The sequence below is a fragment of the Serratia sp. BNK-23 genome (assembly GCF_047456145.1).
Classification (GTDB): Bacteria; Pseudomonadota; Gammaproteobacteria; order Enterobacterales; family Enterobacteriaceae; genus Serratia; species Serratia nematodiphila.
On sequence record NZ_CP179900.1, the window covers coordinates 4621955 to 4645696 of the forward strand.

Annotated in this window: 24 protein-coding genes; 2 read left to right on the forward strand and 22 right to left on the reverse strand. The window is 54.9% G+C overall.

Annotation, left to right across the window (positions count from 1 at the left end; all coding sequences use genetic code 11):
• Positions 1 to 2: 2 nt before the first annotated feature.
• Positions 3 to 1331 (reverse strand): MFS transporter, encoded by a 1329-nt coding sequence (locus ACMGF9_RS22045; protein ID WP_088381163.1) that lies wholly within the window; start codon positions 1329 to 1331, stop codon positions 3 to 5.
• 252 nt (positions 1332 to 1583) lie between these two features.
• Between ACMGF9_RS22045 and ACMGF9_RS22050 the strand changes: the two genes are divergently transcribed.
• Positions 1584 to 2501, forward strand: a complete 918-nt coding sequence (locus tag ACMGF9_RS22050) for a LysR family transcriptional regulator (RefSeq protein WP_015376366.1) — start codon at positions 1584 to 1586, stop codon at positions 2499 to 2501.
• A gap of 69 nt (positions 2502 to 2570) precedes the next feature.
• Here the strand turns inward: ACMGF9_RS22050 and ACMGF9_RS22055 are convergent, their stop codons facing one another.
• The 13 genes from ACMGF9_RS22055 to ACMGF9_RS22115 all read right to left on the reverse strand — a co-directional run bounded on the left by ACMGF9_RS22055 (position 2571) and on the right by ACMGF9_RS22115 (position 13771).
• Positions 2571 to 2858: a hypothetical protein gene (locus ACMGF9_RS22055; protein WP_176326575.1), complete on the reverse strand. Its 288-nt coding sequence runs from the start codon at positions 2856 to 2858 to the stop codon at positions 2571 to 2573.
• Positions 2859 to 3365: 507 nt separating this feature from the next.
• The gene (locus tag ACMGF9_RS22060; protein ID WP_166444750.1) at positions 3366 to 3908 is read right to left on the reverse strand and encodes a helix-turn-helix transcriptional regulator; all 543 of its coding nucleotides are present in this window, start codon (positions 3906 to 3908) and stop codon (positions 3366 to 3368) included.
• Between the two features lie 214 nt (positions 3909 to 4122).
• Positions 4123 to 4605 (reverse strand): fimbrial protein, encoded by a 483-nt coding sequence (locus ACMGF9_RS22065; protein WP_226883055.1) that lies wholly within the window; start codon positions 4603 to 4605, stop codon positions 4123 to 4125.
• A gap of 80 nt (positions 4606 to 4685) precedes the next feature.
• A complete protein-coding gene (locus ACMGF9_RS22070; protein ID WP_414160683.1) occupies positions 4686 to 5522 on the reverse strand; it encodes a hypothetical protein in 837 nt (278 codons plus the stop codon).
• A gap of 103 nt (positions 5523 to 5625) precedes the next feature.
• Positions 5626 to 6129 carry a fimbrial protein gene (locus ACMGF9_RS22075; RefSeq protein WP_176326578.1) on the reverse strand — a complete coding sequence of 168 codons (504 nt, stop codon included), beginning with the start codon at positions 6127 to 6129 and terminating at the stop codon, positions 5626 to 5628.
• The gene (locus tag ACMGF9_RS22080; RefSeq protein ID WP_176326579.1) at positions 6126 to 6641 is read right to left on the reverse strand and encodes a fimbrial protein; all 516 of its coding nucleotides are present in this window, start codon (positions 6639 to 6641) and stop codon (positions 6126 to 6128) included. Before ACMGF9_RS22080 ends, ACMGF9_RS22075 begins: the two co-directional genes overlap by 4 nt.
• A gap of 104 nt (positions 6642 to 6745) precedes the next feature.
• Positions 6746 to 7552, reverse strand: a complete 807-nt coding sequence (locus ACMGF9_RS22085) for a hypothetical protein (protein WP_176326580.1) — start codon at positions 7550 to 7552, stop codon at positions 6746 to 6748.
• Between the two features lie 425 nt (positions 7553 to 7977).
• A complete protein-coding gene (locus ACMGF9_RS22090; RefSeq protein ID WP_176326581.1) occupies positions 7978 to 8493 on the reverse strand; it encodes a fimbrial protein in 516 nt (171 codons plus the stop codon).
• A 13-nt stretch (positions 8494 to 8506) separates the two neighbouring features.
• Positions 8507 to 9169: a fimbrial protein gene (locus tag ACMGF9_RS22095; RefSeq protein WP_414160423.1), complete on the reverse strand. Its 663-nt coding sequence runs from the start codon at positions 9167 to 9169 to the stop codon at positions 8507 to 8509.
• Positions 9170 to 9206: 37 nt separating this feature from the next.
• Positions 9207 to 9965: a fimbria/pilus periplasmic chaperone gene (locus tag ACMGF9_RS22100; RefSeq protein WP_075686649.1), complete on the reverse strand. Its 759-nt coding sequence runs from the start codon at positions 9963 to 9965 to the stop codon at positions 9207 to 9209.
• 43 nt (positions 9966 to 10008) lie between these two features.
• The gene (locus ACMGF9_RS22105) at positions 10009 to 12540 is read right to left on the reverse strand and encodes an outer membrane usher protein (protein WP_118892535.1); all 2532 of its coding nucleotides are present in this window, start codon (positions 12538 to 12540) and stop codon (positions 10009 to 10011) included.
• Positions 12541 to 12587: 47 nt separating this feature from the next.
• Positions 12588 to 13109 (reverse strand): fimbrial protein, encoded by a 522-nt coding sequence (locus tag ACMGF9_RS22110; RefSeq protein WP_118892719.1) that lies wholly within the window; start codon positions 13107 to 13109, stop codon positions 12588 to 12590.
• Between the two features lie 119 nt (positions 13110 to 13228).
• Complete coding sequence (locus ACMGF9_RS22115; protein WP_075686654.1) at positions 13229 to 13771, reverse strand: fimbrial protein; 543 nt, start codon at positions 13769 to 13771, stop codon at positions 13229 to 13231.
• A gap of 430 nt (positions 13772 to 14201) precedes the next feature.
• Between ACMGF9_RS22115 and ACMGF9_RS22120 the strand changes: the two genes are divergently transcribed.
• Positions 14202 to 14957 carry a winged helix-turn-helix domain-containing protein gene (locus tag ACMGF9_RS22120; protein WP_075685543.1) on the forward strand — a complete coding sequence of 252 codons (756 nt, stop codon included), beginning with the start codon at positions 14202 to 14204 and terminating at the stop codon, positions 14955 to 14957.
• Positions 14958 to 15034: 77 nt separating this feature from the next.
• Here ACMGF9_RS22120 and ACMGF9_RS22125 read toward each other — a convergent pair whose 3' ends face one another.
• The 8 genes from ACMGF9_RS22125 to entS form a co-directional block, all read right to left on the reverse strand.
• On the reverse strand, positions 15035 to 15499 hold the full coding sequence (locus ACMGF9_RS22125) for a hypothetical protein (protein ID WP_015376352.1): 465 nt from the start codon (positions 15497 to 15499) through the stop codon (positions 15035 to 15037).
• A 3-nt stretch (positions 15500 to 15502) separates the two neighbouring features.
• Positions 15503 to 16243 (reverse strand): winged helix-turn-helix domain-containing protein, encoded by a 741-nt coding sequence (locus ACMGF9_RS22130; protein WP_230199824.1) that lies wholly within the window; start codon positions 16241 to 16243, stop codon positions 15503 to 15505.
• A gap of 320 nt (positions 16244 to 16563) precedes the next feature.
• Positions 16564 to 17181: a DUF2238 domain-containing protein gene (locus ACMGF9_RS22135; RefSeq protein ID WP_075685541.1), complete on the reverse strand. Its 618-nt coding sequence runs from the start codon at positions 17179 to 17181 to the stop codon at positions 16564 to 16566.
• A 118-nt stretch (positions 17182 to 17299) separates the two neighbouring features.
• A complete protein-coding gene (locus tag ACMGF9_RS22140) occupies positions 17300 to 18319 on the reverse strand; it encodes a YncE family protein (protein WP_370531156.1) in 1020 nt (339 codons plus the stop codon).
• A gap of 106 nt (positions 18320 to 18425) precedes the next feature.
• Positions 18426 to 19286 (reverse strand): isochorismatase, encoded by an 861-nt coding sequence (locus ACMGF9_RS22145; RefSeq protein WP_004930014.1) that lies wholly within the window; start codon positions 19284 to 19286, stop codon positions 18426 to 18428.
• 3 nt (positions 19287 to 19289) lie between these two features.
• Complete coding sequence (locus tag ACMGF9_RS22150) at positions 19290 to 20918, reverse strand: (2,3-dihydroxybenzoyl)adenylate synthase (RefSeq protein ID WP_414160424.1); 1629 nt, start codon at positions 20916 to 20918, stop codon at positions 19290 to 19292.
• 7 nt (positions 20919 to 20925) lie between these two features.
• Positions 20926 to 22131: an isochorismate synthase gene (locus ACMGF9_RS22155; protein ID WP_015376346.1), complete on the reverse strand. Its 1206-nt coding sequence runs from the start codon at positions 22129 to 22131 to the stop codon at positions 20926 to 20928.
• A gap of 212 nt (positions 22132 to 22343) precedes the next feature.
• Positions 22344 to 23600 (reverse strand): enterobactin transporter EntS, encoded by a 1257-nt coding sequence (gene entS, locus ACMGF9_RS22160; RefSeq protein ID WP_015376345.1) that lies wholly within the window; start codon positions 23598 to 23600, stop codon positions 22344 to 22346.
• Between the last annotated feature and the right edge of the window lie 142 nt (positions 23601 to 23742).

Genomic DNA, 23742 nt, shown 5'->3' on the forward strand with positions numbered 1-23742 from the left:
GTTCAGGAAACGGCCAGGCGCGGATTGACGAAAAGCAGGCAGACGGCTGCCAGCAGCGACGGCAGCGCGAAAGCCATAAAGTTTTGCTGAAGCGTCAATTCACTATCAATCAACAGCCCCCCCATGAAGGGCCCCAGAATCGCGCCAATACGGCCAATGCCCAGGCCCCAGCCAAGGCCCGTCGAAGTCATGGTTCCAGGATAAAAACGGGCGACATAAGAACTCATCGCGATTTGCGTACCAATGGTGCTTGCACCTGCAATAATCAGCAGCAAATACAGGATGTACACCGGCGTCTGAGTACCCAACAACACTAAAGTGGCGGCGCCCAGCAAAAAATACCCAATAAGAATACGTCTTCCATTCATTCGGTCCATCAGCCAGCAACTGCTCAACGCCCCGACAATGGTGCCCAGATGCAGCGCAAACAGGAACGACAGGCTGGAGCCTAATGGATAGCCAGCCTGCAACATCAACTTAGGCAACCAGGAGGTCATGCCGTAGATGACAAACAGCGACATGAAGAAAACCAGCCAGAACATCAACGTACTTAAGCCTCTGCGTTCAGCGAACAGATCCTTCAGGGTCGCCTTTCCCGCTTTTATACCTGCCGAGGAAGAGCTGATAAACTTCGTACCGGGTTGATGGATATAGTCTGGCGCAATCTTTTCCAAAAGGCGTTTTAAACGGTCATGCTGTTCGGTTTTCACTAAAAATGCCGCCGATTCGGGCAGGTGGCTTAACATCCATGGCAAAACAATGAGTGGCAAAGCGGCAATATAAAATATAGATTGCCACCCCGCGACCGGGATCAAATAAATGCCTGACAGCGCCGCGAGCATGCCGCCGATGGAATAACCACTAAACATCAGCCCAACCATCAGGCTCCGCTTACTTTTAGGTGAATATTCGCTGGTGAGGGCCGTAACGCTGGGCATAACGCCTCCCAGCCCCATGCCGGCGATAAAACGACACCAGCCGAATTGGCCAGCATTAACGCTAAAGCCGCAAAGAAAAGTAAATAAGCTAAAGGTGATAATACACAAACTAATGGTTTTCTTCCTGCCTATTTTATCTGAGAGCGGACCCAATAAAATCGCGCCGAGCATCATGCCTACTAAGGTATAACTGCCCAGCAGGCCTGCCTGAGCCGCAGTGATGCCCCAGTTCGCCATGAGTTCAGGAAGGACCACACCCAGTACTGCAAGATCGAAACCGTCAAAAACAATAATAAAAGCGCACCATAACACCGTGAGTCGGTGCATATTATTCAGTTTCGCATTATCTATTATTGGATTGATATCCACGACATAAATATTAGCTTGCGACATATGTCCTCCCGGAAATGAAATCGGCACCAACCATAAATATCAGAGCAAACCACCAATAATAGGTTGAGCTTATGTATTTCACTTATATAGACGAGTTGGATTTAGCTAAAAAACTTATTCTTTAATAAAAATTAAAAACCACCTATGATGAGTGGCCAATACATATTTTATTTTCATTCGCGACGATATCGCTCATGGGCGCGCTCGTCTAACACCCATTTTGCATCGTATTGATACCTTAAAGGCATAATCTTGGAGCTGCGTCATTTACGCTATTTTATCGCCGTCGCGGAAGAGCAGAATTTCAGCCGAGCGGCTGAGCGGCTGCATATCAGCCAACCGCCGCTCAGCCGGCAAATTCAGCAGTTGGAGGCGAGCCTGGGGGTGAGGCTGTTTAAACGCGGCGCCCGTCCTCTGGTGCTGACCGCGGCCGGGCGCTTTCTCTATGGGCACGCACTGCAATTCCTGGCGCAAAGTCTCGAATTGAAGACCATGACCCAGCGCGTGGGGCAAGTAGAGCGCCCGCTGTCGCTCGGTTTTGTCGCCTCAACGCTCTATGACATCCTGCCGCAGCTGATTCGCCGTTTCCGCACCGCTCACCCCGAAGTAGGTCTGAACCTGCATGAAATGACCACTCTGGAACAGATTCGAGCGCTCAAGGAAGGGAAAATTGATGTAGGATTCGGCCGCATTCGCCATGAAGACATGCATATACGCCGCATTATCCTGCGAGAAGAGCCTCTGATGGCGGCCTTAGCGGCCGATCACCCGCTGGCTCGTTCGGAGGGATTAACGCTGCGCGCCCTACAGGCGGAAACGCTGATCGTTTACCCGCAAACGCCGCGCCCAAGCTTTGCCGATCAGGTGCTGGCGACCTTTCGCGATCGTGTGTTAGTCCCCAGAAAAATCATGGAGGTGCGGGAACTGCAGGTCGCATTGGGGCTGGTAGCCGCTGGTGAAGGCATCGCGTTGGTTCCTCACTGCCTGCACAGCCTGAAGCGCCCGGACGTGGTCTACAACATATTGAACGAACGGCGCCTGGTTTCCCCGATCATCATGAGCACCCGACAGTTGGATGAATCTGAAGATATCAGGACACTGTTGCGGATGATTTACACTCTGTATGACGAACAAGGCATTGCCTACATCAAGCCTGAACGGCAAGATTGAGATACCTATGGCGGGCAAAACGAAGAAAAAGCCCACCATAGTCGTGGCGGGCTTGACTACATACACTCCTTATTGGCAAATCGAAGCGTATTTCTTCATAAACGGGCTGGCGCAAATTGACGCGTAAATGTCTTTTTGCAGTTGGCTGGCGCTAGAATCCGGCTTTTGCGAACCGCCAACGTTTACACCGGTGCCGTTGTTGCCGTTAGTGCTGCCGTTAATGCTCACGTCAACTGAAGCACCGTTGCCGCTGCCGATATTGCCATTAAGACCACCGTCGATCACCAGCTTGGCCTGAGCCAGCTGCGAACACATCAGCAGTGTGCAACCCAGTAATGCGATTTTTTTTCTCATCATGTCCTTCTCCTTGTTTATTGAATTACCCGTTTGTATTTATTTCCCTGTGCGGCAGACCCTGTACTGGTTTCCTGTTGCGGCTAGCGCCCTCTTTCACCTATCGCCAATCGCCTTTTCTTCATGCGCTGATCGTGTTTGAAAAACGCATATAAACTCAGAAAAAACAAAAAAATCGCCAGATAAAAAAGATCCAATTTACCATCCCTGGGTACATCTCGGCACCACACAAATATAATATTCACTTGATAAATAGTTTTTCATAACTCATAATCCATAGCGCGTTATGAGCCAAAAAAAACAGGGCTAACCCCTGCTCATCGATAAATAGCCATTAATAAATCTACCGTATTTTTTCACAACCTGTGCGACGTGCTTGTGAACTATCTTTTAAAGTTTAACATTCACGCCATTAGTATGTTAAAAGCACATAGCCATCTCATTAAAATTGAAAATAACATGAGATGTCAGAATAACAAAAAAGAAAAATTAGAGTATCCCTCATCAAGGTTAAGAATATTCTCCCTCCTGGGACAACAGCCAATAAATAAACTCATGATTGCGGCTTAACATCAACTTGCTCATAACCGATCGTTTATGACTGTGCACGGTTTTTACGCTGACGCCTAACAGCCTGGCGGTTTGCGATTGATCGACCCCGCTGCGGAGATAGTTCACCACCTGCCATTCACGCTGGGTCAGGCGCTGAGGTTTGACAAGAACAGAGTCAGAACCAGACAATGCCTCATTCAGCAACTCAAACAGCTTGATCTGATCATCCGTGCGGTAAAGCACGCGCACAGCATCTTTCACAGCTGAAATAGGCCGTTCTTTAACGGTGACGACCTGCGGAGCGCCACCTTGGCTCGTTCTGCGCCAGCGCTGGGCGCGCCGCCGGGAGGAGGCAAGCACCATATCAGGCTGTTCCGCAGCGCCCGGGGCTAAAAAGCAGATGGTTCTATTATTTCTCTTCGCATATTTTTCAATACTGAGCCGCAGGCCCTCGGCAAAATAACGGTTCTCGTCGTCAATGACGATATTAAGCTGTTTCATTTTCTCTTCCCTCTTGGCCAGCTCTTACTTTATTCAGACATCGTGAAAAGACGTTTATTTTTACACCGAGCAATATTATATCGTTTAATTTCTCCTGTGCTCTTAGCATGAAAAAAACTATCGACCAGATACGCAGGACAACAAACAGCAACCCTATTAAACATTTACTGATATCGTAAGTAAAAAACTAAGCAGCAGGGGTCATAAAAATAAATTATTCATATCCAAGAATAAAGGTCGCTGTTGCATTAAAAGCGCCATGGGTAATACTCTTTTGCGCTATCGCCTGCGGCTCACCTTGCACATATGCACGCAATTGCACTTCGCTATTGCCGGCGCGCAGGGGGTATGCAGCGCTGGGCCGGTTCAACGGTAAAGGCTGCCCTTCCGGCGTTTCCAAACCGATAGCAATGCCTGCGGCCTGGCTGCCAGCTTCCGGTAACAGCATCCCTGGCAGCTTAATGCTTTCATTACCAGTAAAGGTCAGCGTCACCGTCGCTCCCAAACTCAGATCGCATTCCGCCAACTGAATGACCAACGGGATACCATGAGTACGTTGATTAAGATAAAGATACTTATCCACCACGCTGCCGAAATCGAGCTGGATGACTTCTTTGCCTGGCGGAATAACGCATGGCTCCGCCACCAGCGCGCCATGAAAGCGCATATTTTCGGCTGCAACGCTATTTCCCAGCATTGCCGTTGACAATGCTATCGCACCCAGCACATATCGGCATGCTCTGCCAAACACTATCATCATATTATCTCCCTCCGTTATCAGAGGATATCCACTACAGCCACCGCCGAGCCGGAAAAATCGCCGGGCGCTGGCGTTCCCGATGTGATTAACATTGAAGAAAACACCACGTCTTTTCCTGACAAGCCAGGAACATCCAGCAACACACCACTGCCATTACCGACAACACCATTCACGGTTAGCAGGGATTGTAAACTGCCGTCAGAACGCAAATTAACCATATAACTGTCGCTGCCAATACTGGATAACGCGCGCACTTTTACTTTGGCCGCGCCTGTGCAATACACGCGAGCGGTCGTATTAGCCTTGTTAGAGGCAACTTCACTATCAGCCAGCGAACCATGCTGCAGATAAATATTGCCGCTCAGGTAGCAGGAGATCTGCGGCTCAGGTGGCTTAGGGGTGACAGGGGGGGGAGTGGCCGTTCCTCCACAGGTATCACCAAACGACCCGCCACCGGTTGACCCACGTATATCGAAGGCAAAGCAGGGAGCGCCACCAATTTTATCGACCATCTCCCCCCAGTTGTTGATATATACGCTAGGAGAAGTCCCCCCCCATGCATCAACAATTTTTTTAACTTCGTGCTGGCCACGGTAAGACATTTTGGGGAAATCATGATAGAAGGTAGCACCAACGCTTAGGCTTCCCCCCCCCACATGTACAAAACACGATGCAAATAATCCGCAATTCACCTTACTATTAGGAGTTAAGCGAGAATTTACCGATATCACAGTCATCTGCATCCCTCGTCCATCACTGGAAGGCTGCCAATTTATTTCCACATCATAACTATAAGAATACCCAGACCAACCCAAAAAAATAAAAACAGGAAGCAACCGCATCAGGAATCTCATAAAAACCTCTGATTCTCGCTATATATAAATTGAAGCTTGGCAGATACCATCTTATGGCTTTTCATATCTTGCCATATTTTTATTAATGACCTTTGTCAGGCTTTTATTGATAATCCGCCAGCAACGTCGCCTGTGCGCTAAACGCCTGCGGTTTTAATTCGCTTCCTTTACGCTTGACCGGCACCGCCTGCAGTACCGGCGGATTCGCGGCGTCAATCGCCACGCGTTTATTCAGCACAAAGGCATTCCCCGCCAACAGCAGGCGTATGGCCAAATCAGGCACGTTGGTCGGCACGGCGGCAATATCAAAACCGCTGGCGGTGGCTATCAGTGTAAGCCCCAGCGTTTGCCCGCTCCCTCCCGGTTCACAGTCGATGCGATAATTGATGGTTTGCAGATAATTTTGCCCATCCACTTTGCTGATACCCACGCGTTCGCCAAAGTCCACGTCGATCTGCTGCCCGTTATTGATCACACACGCCGGTGGGTCGTTAAGAATGCCGCTGAACGTCATTGCCGCGGCGTTGTCTGCCGCATACCCCGGCAGCATCGATAAGAAAAAAGTGCAGGCCAGCAGACACAAGGCTTTGCCATCAATCATCTTCATTGATAATCCACCATTAACGTCGCCGCAGCGCTGAAAGCGCCGGCGGTCAGCGCCCCGCTGCCTTTGACCGGCACCGCCTGCAATAGCGGCTTATTGGGATAGGTAAAGTTCAGCCAACTGCCGATAGTCAACGGATTGCCATTAGCCCGCAGCGCAATAGCCAGGTTGGTCTTACTACTTTGAATCGCACTGCTGTTGAACGCAGCTGTCGTCCCCACCACTTTCATTTTCATGGCATTTTTACTGTTATTCCGACATTCCAGTGTATAATCGACCGGGCGAATATAGTTGCCGCCGTCTACTTTTGTGGTGATCAGATCGTCACCGAAATCCACGCGTATCGTTTGGTTGCCGTTAATAACGCATTGAGGCTTGCTGGTGATCGTGCCGGATATATATATCGGCGCCGTTGCCGCCTGCCCTACAGAAATAAGTGCCCCTCCCGCTAAGGTTAATGTCAATACGCCATAACATCTTCCTAACCAAAGCAGACGTTGTTGTACTGCATGCATAACGCCTCCCTAAATAAATTCAACATATTAATTTCCCCTCTCTTCTCGGCGGCATAGTCGGAAAAGGAGTTTGCAATCAACCACCCCATAGCGTAAACCAGGATTTACGGGATTGTGAGCAATAATACGGCAGAGGCTGAATACTTACCAGAAGCCACCTCACCACTACTTACCAACGCCGATGCTATAGTGATATTTTTACCGCCGGTTCCCACATTAGTTACGGTGACCCCACTCTGGGCAGAAACGTTATTTATTGTCAACTCAGAATATAAACTGCCATTAGCAGCCAGAGAGAGACGTCCATTACCGCTTAACCCTGTCATACGCAGATTGATACTGCTGTTTCTGTTACACGACACGTTGACATTCACCTCTTTGCGATTACCATTTAATTCATTTGCCATAATCGCCGGATGCTGCAAAGTAATATCCTGCGAGTTTATCGTGCAGGTAACCGGTGGCGGCGTGCTTCCTCCCGGCCCTGTGGTACAGCTCATCGGGTTTATAGGTGAAGGGGAAGAAGACCCTATCTGATAACCCAAATTAACGCAGGGGTATTTTATTCCATCGGGCACAGTGGCCGTGATCGCATTATACTTTGTCCCTGAGAATCTTAGACTCATGTTTGACATAAAATCCTGCAACTCAGGGTAATTAGTTGCCGACTTATTGGTTGGATAACGATTATAGGTCGAAAATCTGTTTTCAGAAAATAGCTCGCCATAGACGATATAACAGTTACTGACCCGATAACACGGGTTAAGATCGTTCGCAATATAATAATCATTATCATACTCCCAGTAAACTATTGGAAAAGTAGTATCATTCCTCACCGCACTGCCAGTAATGTTATACGAACTTGCCCAAAATGGGACAACGGCAAGAAGAAAACAAAAAAATCTTAGCATGAGCCCCCCCAATAAGATAACTTAGAAAAATCCAATAGTTTATAGCGTTGGTTCAGTCTAAAAATTTCGTTTGCCTTTCCTTTTTACGCTCTGAAACAGATTATTTACAGATCAGTAAAAATGTTTATTAAGCGCTACCCCCTGCCGATAGTTATATTTTTATTGCTTCAGGTTCAGCACGCCCATACGCTTCAAGGGTGACTCTATTTTTCTGTCAGCAGCTAATATTTCTTAGTTAACTTATTCAGTGGCAACAAAATGCCAGAAGCATTTTCCAGGCCGATGGCGACACCACTCTTCCCCACGCAATTAAAAGCCAATAACCCCAGGCGTGCAGCACTCTCCGTATCACTGAACGAAATCCTGACCGTTTTGCCAAGGCTGAGACGTATTCCGTCAGTTGCAGAGCAAGCTCATTCCCTTCCTCACTGATAAGCCACCAGCAGGGTGGCGTCGGCAATAAAAGCGCCACCGGGCAGCGTTTTGCCCGCTTTTTTAACCGGCACCGCCTCTAACAACGGCGTTTGATTATCCGAATAGGTGAATTTCAGCCAACTATTGATATTAAGCGGCTGCCCATTGGCGCGTAACGCCACGCCAAAGTCGCTGATGTTAGTCTGCAGCGCCGTGGCATCAAAGGAGGTCGCGTTGCCCTGAATCTTCATCTGCATGGCATTGGACTGACGGCCCGAACATTCCAGCGTATAATCCACTCTTTTCTTATAATTGCTGCCATTCACGCTGACCGTCAGGAGCTCGCCGAAGTCCACTTCTATAGTGCGATTGCCATTGATCACGCAAGGCGGCGGCATCTGCACCGTGACGCTGACCGTCACGGTAGACGCCGCATCACTCAATGGCGGAATTCCCGCACAGAGGAGAAACATCGCCGCATTACCCCAAAAGCTGAAACCGCTGGCCAGGTTAAATTCGTGCGCCATGTTCCTCGATTCCTCAGTCATAGCTCAGGCTAAAATCCACCGTGGCGCGATAGGCTCCGGCCGTCAGACGGGCCGCCGTGCGTTCCGGCGCCACGCTATAGCTCAAGGTATTCTGCCCCGGCGTCAGCAGCAACGGTTCCCCGCGGCTGCCCAGCCGCACATCCTGTCCACGGCTGTCGGTAAGACGCAATCCCAACCCGGCAACACCCTGAGCCCTGACCAGCTGCGGATTATCCGCATCCTGCCCGGCGCGGAAAGTGACCGTTACCGCCGGTTGATCATTGGCCCAGGTTAAGGCGCCGGTGCGTGAATCCCGGCTGCCGGCCGGGCTGCGCAGGCAGTCTCTCAGCCGTAACTCAAAGGCTACCGGCGCGCCGCGGTCACCAATATTCTGCAGGCGCCCGGTGCCGATCTCCCCCAGGCTGATAGCCTGCCAGGCGCTTTCCATCTCCAGCCGACAGGCGCTCTCCGTCAGCGCGCCGCGCACCTGCAGCACGCCATTGGCGCCGTCTGTGTACCAGTTATCCGCCACCTGCCCTTGCGCAGCCGGCATCAGCCACAGCATCGCCCCGAGGGTGAGAGGCACCATCAGCGCCAGCCCACCCAAGGTGCCGTAATACCGACAGTCGTGACGCTCCGGCAGGTGTTTTCTCAGTTTCTCGCTCATCCATTGCATCTTTATTCCTCCCGATGACCCGCCGCAGCCGGTGGTGTTACGACTTGCTCTTTTCCGGCACGACCTGGCAGGCGTTGCCGCTGCAGTTAAAGCTCAGCTGCGGGCGACCGCCGTAGTCGTTGATATAGGTCAGCACCGGGCCGTTACCCAACGCGCTGGCGTTGACGCCGAGCGGCGCACTGCTCTTCGGCGGCACCATCAACGGCTCGAAACCTTGCACGCCAGCCACGCCTTTCCTGGCCCCTGCGTCCACCAAAGTGACGTAATAAGGCGTCGGGTTATTCACCACATACTTGTCGCCCTGCTTGCTCAGCGTCAGCTGCTCTTGCCATGGCGCGGCATTCTGCTGCGGTGCAATCGCCGACGGGCGATAGAACAGCTTGATGCGCGTCTGCAGCGCAATCTGCAGCGTATTCGGCTTGTCGCTCTTCGGCGGGATCTCACGCAGGTTGAAGTAGTAGAGCGACTCCCTGTCCTGCGGCAGCTGTTTGGTCGCCGGCAGCGCCTGGATCTTCACCTGGCTCGGCTTGCCCGGCTCCACGCGCTGCACCGGCGGCAACACGGCCAGAGGGCTCTGAATCTTGTTGCCCTTTTCGTCCTCCAGCCAGCCCTGCGCCAGGTATGGCAACTGCTTGTTCTGGTTGCTGATATTCAGGCTGACAGACTTTTCGCTGCCGTCGAAGATCACCCGGGTGCGATCCAGCGCGATAGCGGCCTGCGCCTGCGGCGCCAGCAGCGCGCCCAACAGCGCGGCGGTCAGCAATTGATGTTTGCTCATGGTAAAGTTCTTTTTCATACGTTTATCACTCTTACAGATTCAAATAGGGTGTTCGCGTTCATTACGCCTCTGGCTCATTGGCCGGCAACGCCCGGCACGGCAGCAGCAGGTTGCTCATCATGTCAGCCGGCAACGCTTGCGGCAGGCTGATGGCGCACTGCGCCGCGCCGTTCCAGTGCACGGTCATGCTTTCACCTGGCCGGATGCCGCTCAGGTAGACGCTGCCGCCGTCGTTCACAATCCCTGTATCCTGTTTGCTGGCGTTCATCACCGTGGCGCCGAACGGCGGCGTGCTGCCGTCCGCCAGCCGGATAACCGCCATCGCCTTCTCCCCGGCGAGCACATCAAACTTGCGATAACCGATTGCGCCTTCGGTCAGGGTGGCCTGCACCACCGATTTGGTGGCCTCGGCGTTTTCTCCCAGCTTGTTCAGATCGATGCTGGCCTTGTTGCGGTAGTAGCTGTTAACGTCCGTCACCACCGCCTTGCCCCAGCGGTTGGTATCTACGGTGCTGCCGTAACCACGCACCGGCACCCCGGCCACGCCGCCGGTATCCAGCAGCAGCCGGGTACTGCCCGGCATGCCGATGCGGTGCAGCGCTCCGCCTTCTGCCGTTAAGGTCGCACCGCCCTGCGCGCTGAAGCCCAGCGCGCTGTAGCTGCCCTGCTGATAGCTGGCGTTGGCGCTCAACTGGGCCACATCGCCCTCACGGCTGTAATAGCCGCTGAAGTTGGCGCCGTTTCTGGCGCTGCCGACGTTCAGCTGATAGTTGCTATGCTCATCCAACCGATCGTAATACCCCACTCGCTGGCTGCTGTCGTGACGGTTTACCGTCGCGCTGTAGCTAAGGTTGGCTCCCTGGCCCCACGGCAGCGACAGCGACAGGTACATGCCGTCGTCGTTGGTGTTTTCGTACTTGTTGCGGTACCCGGTCAACGACAGGCTCAGGTTGCGGAAGCGGCCGATATCGAAATAGCGCGACAGCGTCAGGTTGTAACGGTCATTGGCCGGTCGATCCCAATAGGTCTGGTGGTCATAGTTCAGGTACAGGCTCAGGCCTATATCCCGGAACTGCTGATTAAAGGTGATGGTGTACATCTCCTTGTTGTTGCCCACCCGGCCACCATAGTAACGCGCGTCCAAATACTCGCTCATGCTCATAAAGTCCTGCTCCGAGAAGCGGTAGCCGGCGAAGGTCACCTGGCTGTCGGTCTCGTCGAAGGTCTTCGAATAGCTCAGGCGGTATGAACCGCCGCTCAGCGTGCCGTCCTGCTGCGGCAGCCGCGCCCGCGACTGGGTGGCGTCGAACGACAGCGCGCCCAGCGCCATCAGATCGCGGCCGATACCCAGCGAAGCCGCGTTGTAGTCGCCACCGAACAGGCCGCCGCCGTACAGCGACCAACCGTTGCTCACCCCCCAGGAAAACTCGCCGGTGCCGAACAGCGGCCCATTGCTGCGATGCTGCCAGTCTGAAGGCTTGCCCGCCGCCATTTTGAAGCGCCAGGAACCGGGGCGCGTCAGGTATGGAATGCTGGCGGTGTTCATCTTGAACGCCTGCACGCTGCCGTCTTGCTCTTCCACCCGCACGTCCAGCTCGCCGGAGACCGCCTCGCTGATGTCCTGGATGCGGAACGGCCCCGCCGCCACCTGAGTCTCATAAATCACCCGCCCCTGCTGGCTGATGGTGACTTTGGCGTTGGTTTTCGCCACCCCGACCACTTCCGGGGCATAGCCGCGCAGGTTCGGCGGCAGCATGTTGTCGTCAGACACCAGGCTAACGCCGGTGAAACGGAAGCTGTCGAACAGGCCGGAGTTGAGGTAGTCCTCACCCAGCGTCAGGCGCGAGCGCAACGCAGAAACGGCCCGATAGGCGTAGTAACGGCTCCAATCCAGCCGCTGATCGGTACCCTGGCCGCTGCCGGTTTGGTGATTGAGCTGCCCCTGCCAGTCAGCGCGCAATCGCCAGGCACCGACGTTGGCGCCGGCGGTGCCGTTGCCGCTCAGGCTGTTACTCTGCCCACCGCTCCGCTCCTGGCGCTGAGTCTGGCCGTTAACGTTATAGTCAAACAGCAGGCCCGGAATGCCCTCATCCCAGCGCGACGGCGGATCCCAGTCAGGCGAGGAATATTCCAGATAGGCCTGCGGAATGCTCAAATACAGCGCCGCCGTGGCTAAATCGCCGCGCGCCTCCATGCCCTTCAGGCTGGCGATATCCAGACACTCGTCCTGATGCCACCAACGCAGTCCTTTTGATGCATCCGGTTTCAGCCCCAGCTGTTCCACCAGCGCCGGTGAAATACAGGCCTGGCTGCCCTGAGCATCGTCATCCGGCGGATAAAAACTGACGCTCTGTTCCGGCAATTCATTGTTATTAAGATGAATCACCATGGCATAGGCGCCCGGCATGATATAGCCGCTGCGTGAAAACTGGCTCAGGTCGATATTTTTTCTATCGTTAACGTCCAAAATATCGGTATTAAACTGAATGCCATCCTCGGCTTCTGCCTTTGGCGTTAAATGCGCTAACGCCAGAAATATACCGATACTTAGCGCATGAGGACGAAACAGCTTCCATGCAGGAGAAAAAAACATATCCACGACCCTGTTTGTTTAATAGTATTTATCGGCAGAGTTCAGCCTCAGTAGTAGTCAACTTTGAATCGAATCGCAGAGTAATAGGCCCCCGCCCGCAGCGTTTTTTTATTGGCCACCAAGCGCATTTCATAATTAAGACGCATACTTCCCGGCTCTATTTCCCCAGCGGGCAGCGGACTACCTGGCCTGGCAACATTTCCGTAAGCATCGGCTATCTGCAGGCCAACACCTTTCGCCTCACCATCAACACCAAATAACCCGCCATCATTATCGCCATCAAATGTCATCTGAAAGTGTTGCCAGTCACTTAGTTTTTTTTCAGTGCGTGACAATACACAGTTAGTTAACTCAATAGAAAAACCCTTGGATATTCCTTTCCCATCGCGAACGATATCCGCTACCGGCACCGTATCCATTTCGATCACCTGCTCTTGACTTTCCGTGGCGATGGCGCAGGCGGTATCAATAATGGCTCCTTGCATATTGACTCGCCCCAATCCCTGAGAGGAATAAGCAGCCTGAGAGTCATTTGCCATTAGCAACAAGGCTAATATGCAAGGAAGCATTAATTTTGCGTGAGAATGGCCCATAGAATATTCCCTATTCATAAACTCTTCCGTCTTCGGATGCTCCTGAAAAGCATGCGAGCAAGCCCGCATGCTGGATTTAGGAAAAACAGCCGGACTTACTGGTAAGCCAGGGTAAAGTCAGCCACGGACTGGAAGTCGCCCGGGGTGATAACAGCAGTAGACGCCTTGTTGCCCTGCAGATATGCAGAGAAGTTCAGGGTGTTGTTACCGTTCTGCAGGGTTTGCGCCGCTGTCGCTTTACCCAGTTCAATCAGCTTGCCGGAACCGTCGGTGATGGCGATACCAGCGCCTTTAGCAGTACCGGTAATGCCCAGCAGCTTGTCGTCCTCTACCGAGGTGGCACCGGTAAATTTGATGGAAACGGTATTGTTTTTACCAGGAGTGGTATCAGTCAGCTCACAGTTTTCCAGCTTAATCACGAAGTTTTTAGGCGAGGACTGGCCGCCGTTTTTCAGCGCCACGTTGGAAATCTGGCCCAGGTTAACGGTCTGGTCTACGGTTTCCGGGGTAATTGAGCAAGGTGCGTCAATGATCGCGCCTTTAAAGGTTACGGTGCCGTGGCCCTGGTCTTTTGCGTGAGCCACAGACGCTACGCCGAAAGCCAATACTGCTGCCATCATGATTTTATTCAGTTTCATATTAAATCCCTTACATTCCTTAGTAAGAAAGAGGTACTCATTGACGTCAATTAGATCAACAATTCACTCTTGATGTTTAACGCGCCGCTTTATTATCGAGCGCAGATTCTTTCGCTGATACCTGCCTTTCAGCGTTCCGTATCAGTGGCAACAAATTTACCCCGCCCAGATCAAAAATAAAACGTTATGTCGCAAAAAGACAAAAACACAGGATTTAAATATGAAAAATACACATTAAATAGATTTAAATACCAAAAAATAGAAATTAAATGACCTTATTTATTTTTTAATACTTATACACTTAGACCCGGATTAATATAATTATATGAATAGAGGGAAAAATCCTATTGACCATTAATACGAAGGATTGAAAAAACAGCACGCAGGTCTCAGAATCATCTCTCGACAGGTAAGTTGACAGGTTGAAAAAATGATCTTCCATATAAATAACAACGTTCTCTATGATGAAGATGAGAACACATTGTCGCATATTGATAATGCGGCAACTAAAATAGTCTTACTTAGACCCAGCGCCAGGCTGTTATCACTATTCATCCGTAACAATAATGTGTTATTAATGCGTGAAAGGCTGCTTAATGATGTCTGGGTTGAGCATGGTCTTAAGGCCTCGAACAACAATCTGAATAATTATGTATCAGGGTTACGCAAATCGCTGGCGCAGTTCGGCGAAGAGGCGCTTATTGTCACCTATCCGCGTCAGGGGTTTAAGTTCACCGCAGATATCATTCATGAAGTAAATAACAATGAGGAGGTAAAAAAACCGGAAAACAATCCAGAGGGAGATACAGAGGTCAGTAAACTAACCAATAAAGAAGTGCTGCATAATGGCACCAATAGCCCATTCAGGCGTCTTCTGCTGGCATTTTTAGCCTGCCTGGTGCCGTTTGCCGCTATCGTGCTTTATCAAAACGCCACCCGTATCAGCATGTATCCTTTAGGTGACTACGATCGCTGCCAAATATACAGCATGAATTCGGGGAGCGGCCACTTATCCGAAATCAAGCGATTTATCCAGCGCGCTGGTTTTAATTGTAGAAGTAAAGCTGACGTGTATTACTATGATAACATTCGCGATGAGGCTTCGCAGAAAGGCAAAGAGCTGTTAACCTTCTGCCCGCGAGAAAAAAGCAGCCCGTGTATCTACAATTATATCGACAAAGAATAGCATTGATATTGCAAGATGTTACCTCACCAGGCCATCTCACTCTCAGGATCCCCTTGTCCTAACCAAGGGGATTCATCTTAGGGTGTAGCACACACAAATAACGGCGCATGGTTATCGGCAAACAAGAAATGCCGGCTATCAATTTGCTCGATACGCCAGTGTAACTGCATACCTTCCACCGGCAACCGCCGATTAAAATCCTCAAGCCTTATCGAGTCATGCGGTTTCTTGATATTTTCCTTCACCCACAGCGTATAGTTATTGCCCTGCCATCGATAATCCAGAACCAGAGTACGTGAGACAACATAGTGCTCTTTACCGTCATAGACTCTGCCGTTCAATAATATGTTGATACGCCGCGGGCCATCGGGAACCACATTTATCAGAACAATGCGTTCAACGCTGCGGCCGGCAATGTTGTCAGTTACGTGTTCAACCGCCCGGCACTCCGGGATTTGCGGTCTGAAAAATAAAAAGTAACCGGCGATGGCGCAGCACCCCATAGCCAGTAACGCCGCAATCGCGTAACCATATCGTTTCATCGCTTACAGGCCCCAGCTTTCATAGAAACTCTCGCATTGCACCTTGTTATCCGCCATTTGCGACTCTGGGCAGTAATAGAAATAGGACGTTCGGGTTCTCCCGGCGCCGTTTGGCACCAGTGTTTGCGTGTCGTAGTAGAGCAGCGTCGCCGGTTCGTTGCAGTGAATCTGCGGCCGCCGCTTCAGCATGTCGCGCAGATGATCCAAATCGACCTTGTTGATTGCCGGCTTGTGATAAGTGGTGATAAGGCGCACGCTGCAGCTGTCGATGCGCCCCCCGTCGATAGTGCTGATCGGCTGATAGCCTGCATCGCACCACGCCCAAATACCGCTGCCCAACGCCAGAACCAACAAAGCCGCCAGCCCGGCGGCTTTGAAACGCGTATAGCTGCGTACAGCGGCGGAGCCTACCTCAGAGGGGATACCCACATCCTGGCCCACCTCCGGAGCCGGATCCTCTGCGGGCGCCTGGCTGTCCGCCGTTTTGATCGTAGCGGCGGTGAACATAAAACCTTGCCGCGGCAAGGTGACGATGATCTCCTCCTCGCCAAGCGAAGAGAACGCCTTGCGTAAAATTGAAATGGTATTGTTGAGGTTATTACCGGAAGCGACCTGACCGTGAGCCTCCCACACCTGCGTCAACAACGTCTCTCTGGATAACACCAGATTGTTGTTTCTGACTAATGTGGAGAGCAGGCGGTTCAGTGTGGCCGTCAGCATAATCGGCGGGATATCGTCATGCACCGAGACCAATTCCGATCTATCTTCGTGATATTTAATATTATTATTAATTATGTATCTCATACATTCCCTGCGCTACAAACCATGTCAACGCCAATTCCCCACCAAACAACATGATATTAGCACAGCAATTATAATAAGAAAATTCTTACAAATTAAATATAAGTTCATATAAAACAATGAAATATAAACAGCAAATCATAGAGAACGGCGGAACCTTGGGCGCAGTTAAGGCTCCCGGCCTTCGCTTGATGCGACAACGTTCATTGCGATATATATAAAAAAACCCGCCATAAAGGCGGGCTAATTCTGTTTGAAATTTATCAAACTAAGCGAGTGATTTGCCGATCCTGCCAGCGCCCGAACAGCAACAGGCCGCATATCGCCCCGAGCAGCGCGCAGAACATGTCGGACTGGGTGTCCCACGGGTCGCCCTGGGTGCCGAGAAACTCGTCAGCGCCCTGGCCCAGCGCCAGTGCCGCCCACCATTCGATCAGCTCATACAGGGCACTGATGGCGAGCGCGATGCAGCACACCACGAAGCCCAGCATCTTGCGCCCCTGTACATAACCACCGCGCAGCAGGATCTCGCGCGCCGCCAGCGCCGGCACCAATCCCTGAAAGAAATGCCCCAGTTTGTCGTACGGGTTGCGATCAAGATCCAGCCACTGCTGCACCTCAACCCCCAGTGGCACGCGGGCATAGCTGTACATGCCGCCAAAAATCAGGATCAGCGCGTGGAAGAAAATCAGCGTGTAGAGCAGCGGCGTCAGCGGGTAACGGCGGTGGGTGAGCCACAGCAGCGGCAAAACGATCAAGACCGGCGCCACCTCCATCAGCCAGGTGGTGCGATCGTAAGGGCTGATGCCGCTGTGGATCAGCGCGGCCAGCAGCAGCAGAGTGATAACGGACAACAACAGCGGAGAGCGTGAGACGGGCATAACCAACGTTCCTTCGGGTCAATAAGGCAATCCACACGTTATACCGCAGATCGCACGGCGAAAAAAAACAGGCGGAGCGTCGCCGCTTCGCCTGTTCGGTGTGCTTACCTGGGTGGGATTATTTCAGCACGACGCGGATCACGTCGTCCGGCGCGGTCGCTTCTTTCTCGCGGCTGGAAGCCTGCTTGACGCTGACATACAGCGTTTGGCCATCAGGCGACAGCGCCAGGCTGTTCGGATGGGTCGGCGTCTTGATGGTGTTCAACACCTTGTAGCTCTTGGCGTCGATCACGCTCACTTCGCCCGCCTGACGGTGGGTGACGTACACTTCATTGCGCGCCGGGTTGAACAGCACCGCCAGCGATTCCGGCACGTCGATCTTGCTCAGGATGTTGCCGTTACGGGTATCCACCACCAGCACCTGTGGCTGCTTGGAATCAGTGATGAAGGCGCGATGGGTGGCGGTATCCAGGCTGATGTTCAGGAAGAAGTGCTCTTTGGACTCATCCAGTTTCTTGCGCGACAGCACCTTGTTGCTCTGGGTATCGATGGTCACCAGTTCGCCGTCGGCGTTGGTGACGTACAGGCGTTTGGCGGCGGCGTCCAGCGCCAGGCCAGTGCCGTACTTGCCGGTGTCGGTCACGGTGGCGCGCAGGGTCAGATCCTTGCCGTCCACCACCCATACTACGCTGGAATCCCCCAGCCCGGTGATGTACAGGGTATCGCTGTCGGCATCCGCCACCAGTTCACGCGGCGCCAGCGGCTTGACGGTTTCGGAGCGCTGGCGCGCGTCCAGCACCAGGCGACCTTTCACGTCGCCGGTCTTGGCGTCGATGGCGGTCACCGAGTTATTGACGGTGTTACCGAAGAACAGCGTGCCGGTCTTGGCGTTGACGGCGGCGCCAAACGGCTTGATGTCGTTATGGATAATTTGGGTCACGTCCAGCGTGGTCGGATCCAGACGGTAAACGATGCCGCCCTTGTCCAGCTTGCGGCTCTGCGAGGTGGCCAGGTAGAGCGCGTTCTCGCTCGGGCTGTAGGCCATTTCATAGGCGCCTTTGCCGACCGGCTTGCGCAGCACTTCCGGCGCGGTTTGCGCCTGCAAAGTGTTGGAGAACAGCAGCGTAGACAGCAGCATCAGCGGAAATGCCGCACGTTTTCCCTTGGTGATCAAAGTATTCATCAAAATCTCCTTATAAAGCCAACAGGGTGGCCGAACGGCCGCCCTCTGCTCGTGATTAAAATCAGGCTTTCTCTTCGGAAAGCAGCGCCCACCAGCTGTCGATGGTCGGGTTGCGCGCCAGCGCGATAAAGTCGATGTCGCCGCGGATCTTGCGCCAGCGGGTCGCCAGTTCCATGATGCGCACCGAATCCAGGCCGTAATCGATCAGGTTTTCATCGTTGCCCATGTCCTCGCTGTCTTCGTCCAGCAGCGGCAGGATCTGCTGACGCAGCGCATCAATGCTGGCGATGCCGGCCGCCGGCAGCAGAGACGCGGTGGTCACCACCCGGCCGCAGCGGCCGGCGGTGTAGCGCAGCGCCATCAGGTGTTCGTCGCGCGAGAAGTCCGCCAGACCGTCGGCCACCATGAACGGCTGGATGTTGCGCATGAAGGCGTCGATGGCGGTGGTCAGGCAGCCGATGTGCGCATACACGCCGCAGATGATCAGCTGATCGCGGCCGGACTCCTGCAGGATTTCCTGCAGCGGCGAGCGATGGAAGGCGCTGTAGCGCCATTTCACCAGCACCGTATCGTCTTCGTCCGGCGCCAGCGCAGCGGTCACCGCCTGCTGCTCAGGGTGTTTGTTCAGACCCGGCCCCCACATGTCGTTCAACAGCGCGCGATCTTCATCGCTCTGCTGGTTCGGCTGCGCGGTATAGAACACCGGAATGCCCTGCTGCTTGCAGTAGCGGCGCAGGTTGGCGATGTTCTCCACCACCTGTTTAATCAGCGCGCTGTCCTCGCCCCAGAAGTTGAGGAAATACTGCTGCATATCGTGGATCAGCAGCGCGGCGCGCTGTGGCTCCACCTGCCAGGTGACTTTATTTTGCGGCAGTTCGTCCGCCGTCGGCAGCGCGTAGTCATTAAGTTTTGGAATGGCCATCGATTAATCTCCCTGAGCCTGAGTCTGTAGTTGCGCGTCGAGCTGCTGGCGCAGCCGTTTTTTGTCCACTTTGCCGACCGGGGTCAGCGGCAGGCTGTCCACCTGAATAAAGCGATCCGGCAGTTTGAAGTCCGCCACGCCCTGTTCGCGCAGGTGACGGCGCAGCACTACCGGCTTCAGCGGCGCGTTGGCAATGATATAGGCGCAGCTCTTCTCCCCCATCAGCGCATCCGGCATCGACACCAGTGCGGCGTTGATCACGTCCGAATGACGCAGCAGCAGGTTCTCGATCTCCTCGGCGGCGATCTTCTCCCCGCCGCGGTTGATCTGGTCTTTCTGCCGCCCCTGCACGGTGATGTAGCCGTCTTCGCTGATGCTGATCAGATCGCCGGAGCAATAGAAACCGTCGGCGTCAAAGGCATCGGCGTTGTGCGCCGGGCTCTGGTAGTAACCGCGGAAGGTGTAAGGCCCGCGCGTCATCAGCCGCCCAACCTCGCCCGCCGGTAACGGATTGCCGTCGTCATCCGCCACCCACACTTCGTCGTCCGGCGACATCGGCCGCCCTTGCGTCGCCAGAATGTGGCGTTCGTCGTCGTCCAGCCGGGTGTAGTTCACCAGCCCTTCCGCCATGCCGAACACTTGCTGCAGTTGGCAGCCGATTTCGTTCTGAATGCGTGCCGCCAGCGTTTCGCCCAGCTTGGCGCCGCCCACCTGCAGCAGTTTCAGGCTGGCGAGCTGGGCATTGCCGCCCCACTCTTCGATCGCCTGCAGCCACAGCGTGACCGCCGGCGGCACCAGCGCCGTCACGTTGATTTGGTGCTGTTCGATCAGGCGGAAGCATTGCCCGGCGTCCGGATCGGCGGCGAACACCACCAGCCCGGCGCCATAAAACACGCCCAGCACGCCCGGCGAACTCATCGGGTAGTTGTGCGCCACCGGCAGCGCGCACAGATAGCGGGTCTGCGCGTCGAAACGGCAGATCTCCACGCTGCGGCGAATGCTGTAGTAGTAATCATTGTGGGTGCGCGGGATCAGCTTCGGCGTACCGGTGCTGCCGCCGGAAAGCTGGAAGAACGCCACCCGATCGGCCGCGGAAGGCTGCGCGACGAAACCGTCGCTCGCTTCGTCCAGCCAGGCGGCCAGCGCCAGCTCGCCCTCGGCCTGGCTGCGCAGCGCCACGACGCGCAGCGAAGGATGCGCATCGCGGAAGGCGTTCAGGAATTGATCGTCGGCAAACAGCGCGTGCCGGCGATCGGCGATCAGCAGCGTCGGTTTGATCTGCTCGGCATAGGCGTTCAGCTCACTGCGTTGATGGCTGAACAGCGCATTGACCGGCGCCACGCCAATTTTCAGCAGCGCGAAGAACACGATATAGAACTCCGCCACGTTGCCCAGCTGCACCAGCGCGGTGTCGCCGGATTTTACGCCGCGGCGCAGCAAAGCGGCCGCCAGACGATCGGAACGCTGCTGCAGCTCGCGGTAGGTCAGGCTGCCCTGGGCGTCGATAATCGCCGGGGCGTCGTTGTTGGCCTGGCGGTCGAGGATCTCGGTCAGCGGTTTGTCAATCCAGTAGCCGCGCTCGCGATAGCGGCTGGCGAACTCCGCCGGCCAGGGGGTAAAGGCAATGCTCATCTTGTCGTTATCCTTGATTTATACCAAAGGCACGCAGAATGGTGCTGAGTTTGGTGCCTGTTTCATGCCATTCAGATTCGGGTGAAGAGTCTTCCACGATGCCGGCGCCGGCGAACAGCCGCACCCGGTTGCCGTCAACGGTGCCACAGCGGATGGTGACCACCCACTCGCCGTTGCCTTCATCGTCGCACCAGCCGACGATGCCGCCGAACAGGCCGCGATCGAACGGCTCCAGCTTGCCGATCAGGGCGTGCGCCTGGGCCGTCGGCATGCCGCACAGCGCCGGCGTCGGGTGCAACAGGCAGGCCAGCGACAGGGCGTTTTCGTCGGGAGATGCCGCCTCGCCGTCGATCGGCGTGGAGAGATGCCACAGCGTGGTGGTGGTCAGCAGTTCAGGGGTTTGCGGCACGTTCAGGTAGCGGCAGCGGCCGGCCAGCACGTCACGCATGCTTTCGGTGACGATGCGGTGCTCGTGGCGATCTTTCGCCGAGGCCATCAGCCGCTCTCCCACTTCGCGATCGCGCTCTGGGTCGGCCTCGCGCCGGGCGGAACCGGCCAGCGGGTTGGAATAGAAACGGCCGCCGTCCTGGCGCAGCAGCAGCTCGGGGCTAGCGCCCAACAGCGCGCCCTGCTCCAGCGGCACATGGAAATGGAAACCGTGCGGGTTTTGGGCAATCACGCGCGCCATCAGCGCATGGCGATCCACCGGCTGACGCGTTTCGATCTCCAGCAGGCGCGACAAGACCACTTTGTCCAACTCACCGGCCTTCATCGCGTCGACGGCGTCGCTGACCATATTCATGAACGGCTGCTGTGGCGGCAGTTCCGTTACCCCGGCCAGCTCCGGCCCATCCGCCGCCGGCCTAACGCCGGCCATAAAGGCGGCGCGATCGAACCAGCGGCTCTGCTGCGGAATAAACAGCGCCGAAGGCTGCCGGGTATCGAACGGGATGGCGCCGCACAGCAGCGGCTTTTTGATGCCGGCCTGGCGGGCCTCGGCAAACGCCTGCCGTACGCTGCGCTGGAACTCGCCGTTCAGATCGGCGCCGTCTGCGGCCGGCAGGCGAATGCGGCTGAAACAACCGGTGGTGGTCAGACTACGGAAAGGAGAAGTAAAGAAGAAGCCCGACGCGGGAGAAAAATCAGCGGCAAATCGCTGCTCTTCGCACTCCTGCACTTCCTTTCGATTGATGTCGTTCACGGCAGTATCCATCGCTTCGCCCTCAAGAATTTGAAGTGATAACCAATATAATAATGATTATCATTTGAGTTAATTCCGCGCTAAATTACTCGCCGATATTTGCTATGTCAATAAACGTAAGCACTTCTTTCATTTCGAAATCATGACATAAACGCTGTGGGTTTTACGCATGCCGATGATAAGCATTGCTATTTGATCCCACAGCGTTGTTTTAACGCGTTCGACTACTTTTCTGTGGCGGGCTGCGGCTCCGGTTTGTGCAGCGTAACCTGGCGCAAACCGGTCATGGCGAACAGCAACAGGATGCCGAGCAGCGCCGCGCCGAAGCCGAAACCGCTGGCGCTCATCGCCGGCAGCATAAAGGCGCCCATCGCCCCCAGCAGCAACGCGCCCAGCGCATCGCCAACCACGTTCTGCGCCGTCCACAGGCCATTGATGCGGCCGAGGAAGTTGTCCGGCGTCAGGCTCTGGATCAGACCGTATTGCAGCAGCGAGTTCAGCGCGCTCAGGTAGCCGAACGCCACCAGGCACAGTAACGCCAGGCTGTACCACGGCATCAGGCCGAACAGGCCGATGGCGGCGAACGCCGCGATCGCCGTCAGCAGCATCACCCAGCCGGGGCGCGCCACATGCGCCACGCGCCCGCTGGTGAACGCGCCGATGGCGGCGCCGAGCGGCACGGCGGCGTACATATAACCGAGGTGGGCAGCGTCGATGTGCCAGCCTTCCGCCATCGCCGGGTACAGCACGCGCACCGCGCTGGCCATGGTCAGCAGCGCGCCGATCAGTGCCACCATGCCGATCACCTTGTTCTGGAACAGGAAGGCGAAACCGCCCGCCAGCGCGCGCAGCGGGTGTTCACGCGGCTGCGGCGGCGGCATCAGCTGCGGCAGACTCAGCAGCGGTAGCAGCGTCAGCAGGGTGCCGAACGCCGCCAGACCGTAGTTCCAGGTGATGCCCATATGGGCGATCACCAGGCCGCCGATCGCCGGAGAAAGAATCGAGCCGAAGCGCACCGTCAGCATGCTGATGGCGCCCGCCTGCACGATGTTTTCGCGGCCCACCAGCGCCGGCGTGGCCGCCAGCAGCGCCGTCACCCCCACCGCGCCAAAGAAGCCGTCCCACACCGCCAGCAGATAAATGGCCGCCAGCGAAGGCGACGGCAACAGGGCATTGAGACACAGGCCGACAAATCCGACGCCGCAGGTGGAACGCGCAAACAGAATCAGCCGGCGTCGCTCATAGCGATCGGCCAATACGCCCCCCATCAGCAGCCCGGCGAACATGCCGCCGCCGGCCAGCGTCACCGCCAGCCCGACCTGCAGGGTGGAACCGGTCAACGCCTGGATCTGCACCGGGATGGCGATCGCCATCAACCCCAGCGCCACAATGGAGATAAAGCGCGCGCAGAACACCGCGCGGAAAGCCCGATTGGTTTTCAGCAGGCTGAAATCAAGCAGGATGGAGGGTTTGCTACTCATCGGTTGTTCACCACATCTTTAAACGGGGATTCTGCAGTTGCGGAGCGCTATGCTAGCACAGATGACGAAATCAATAATGATAATAAAAATCATTGATATTCAATTGTTAGCGACCGCAAGAAACGCCGCCAAACGCGGGGCA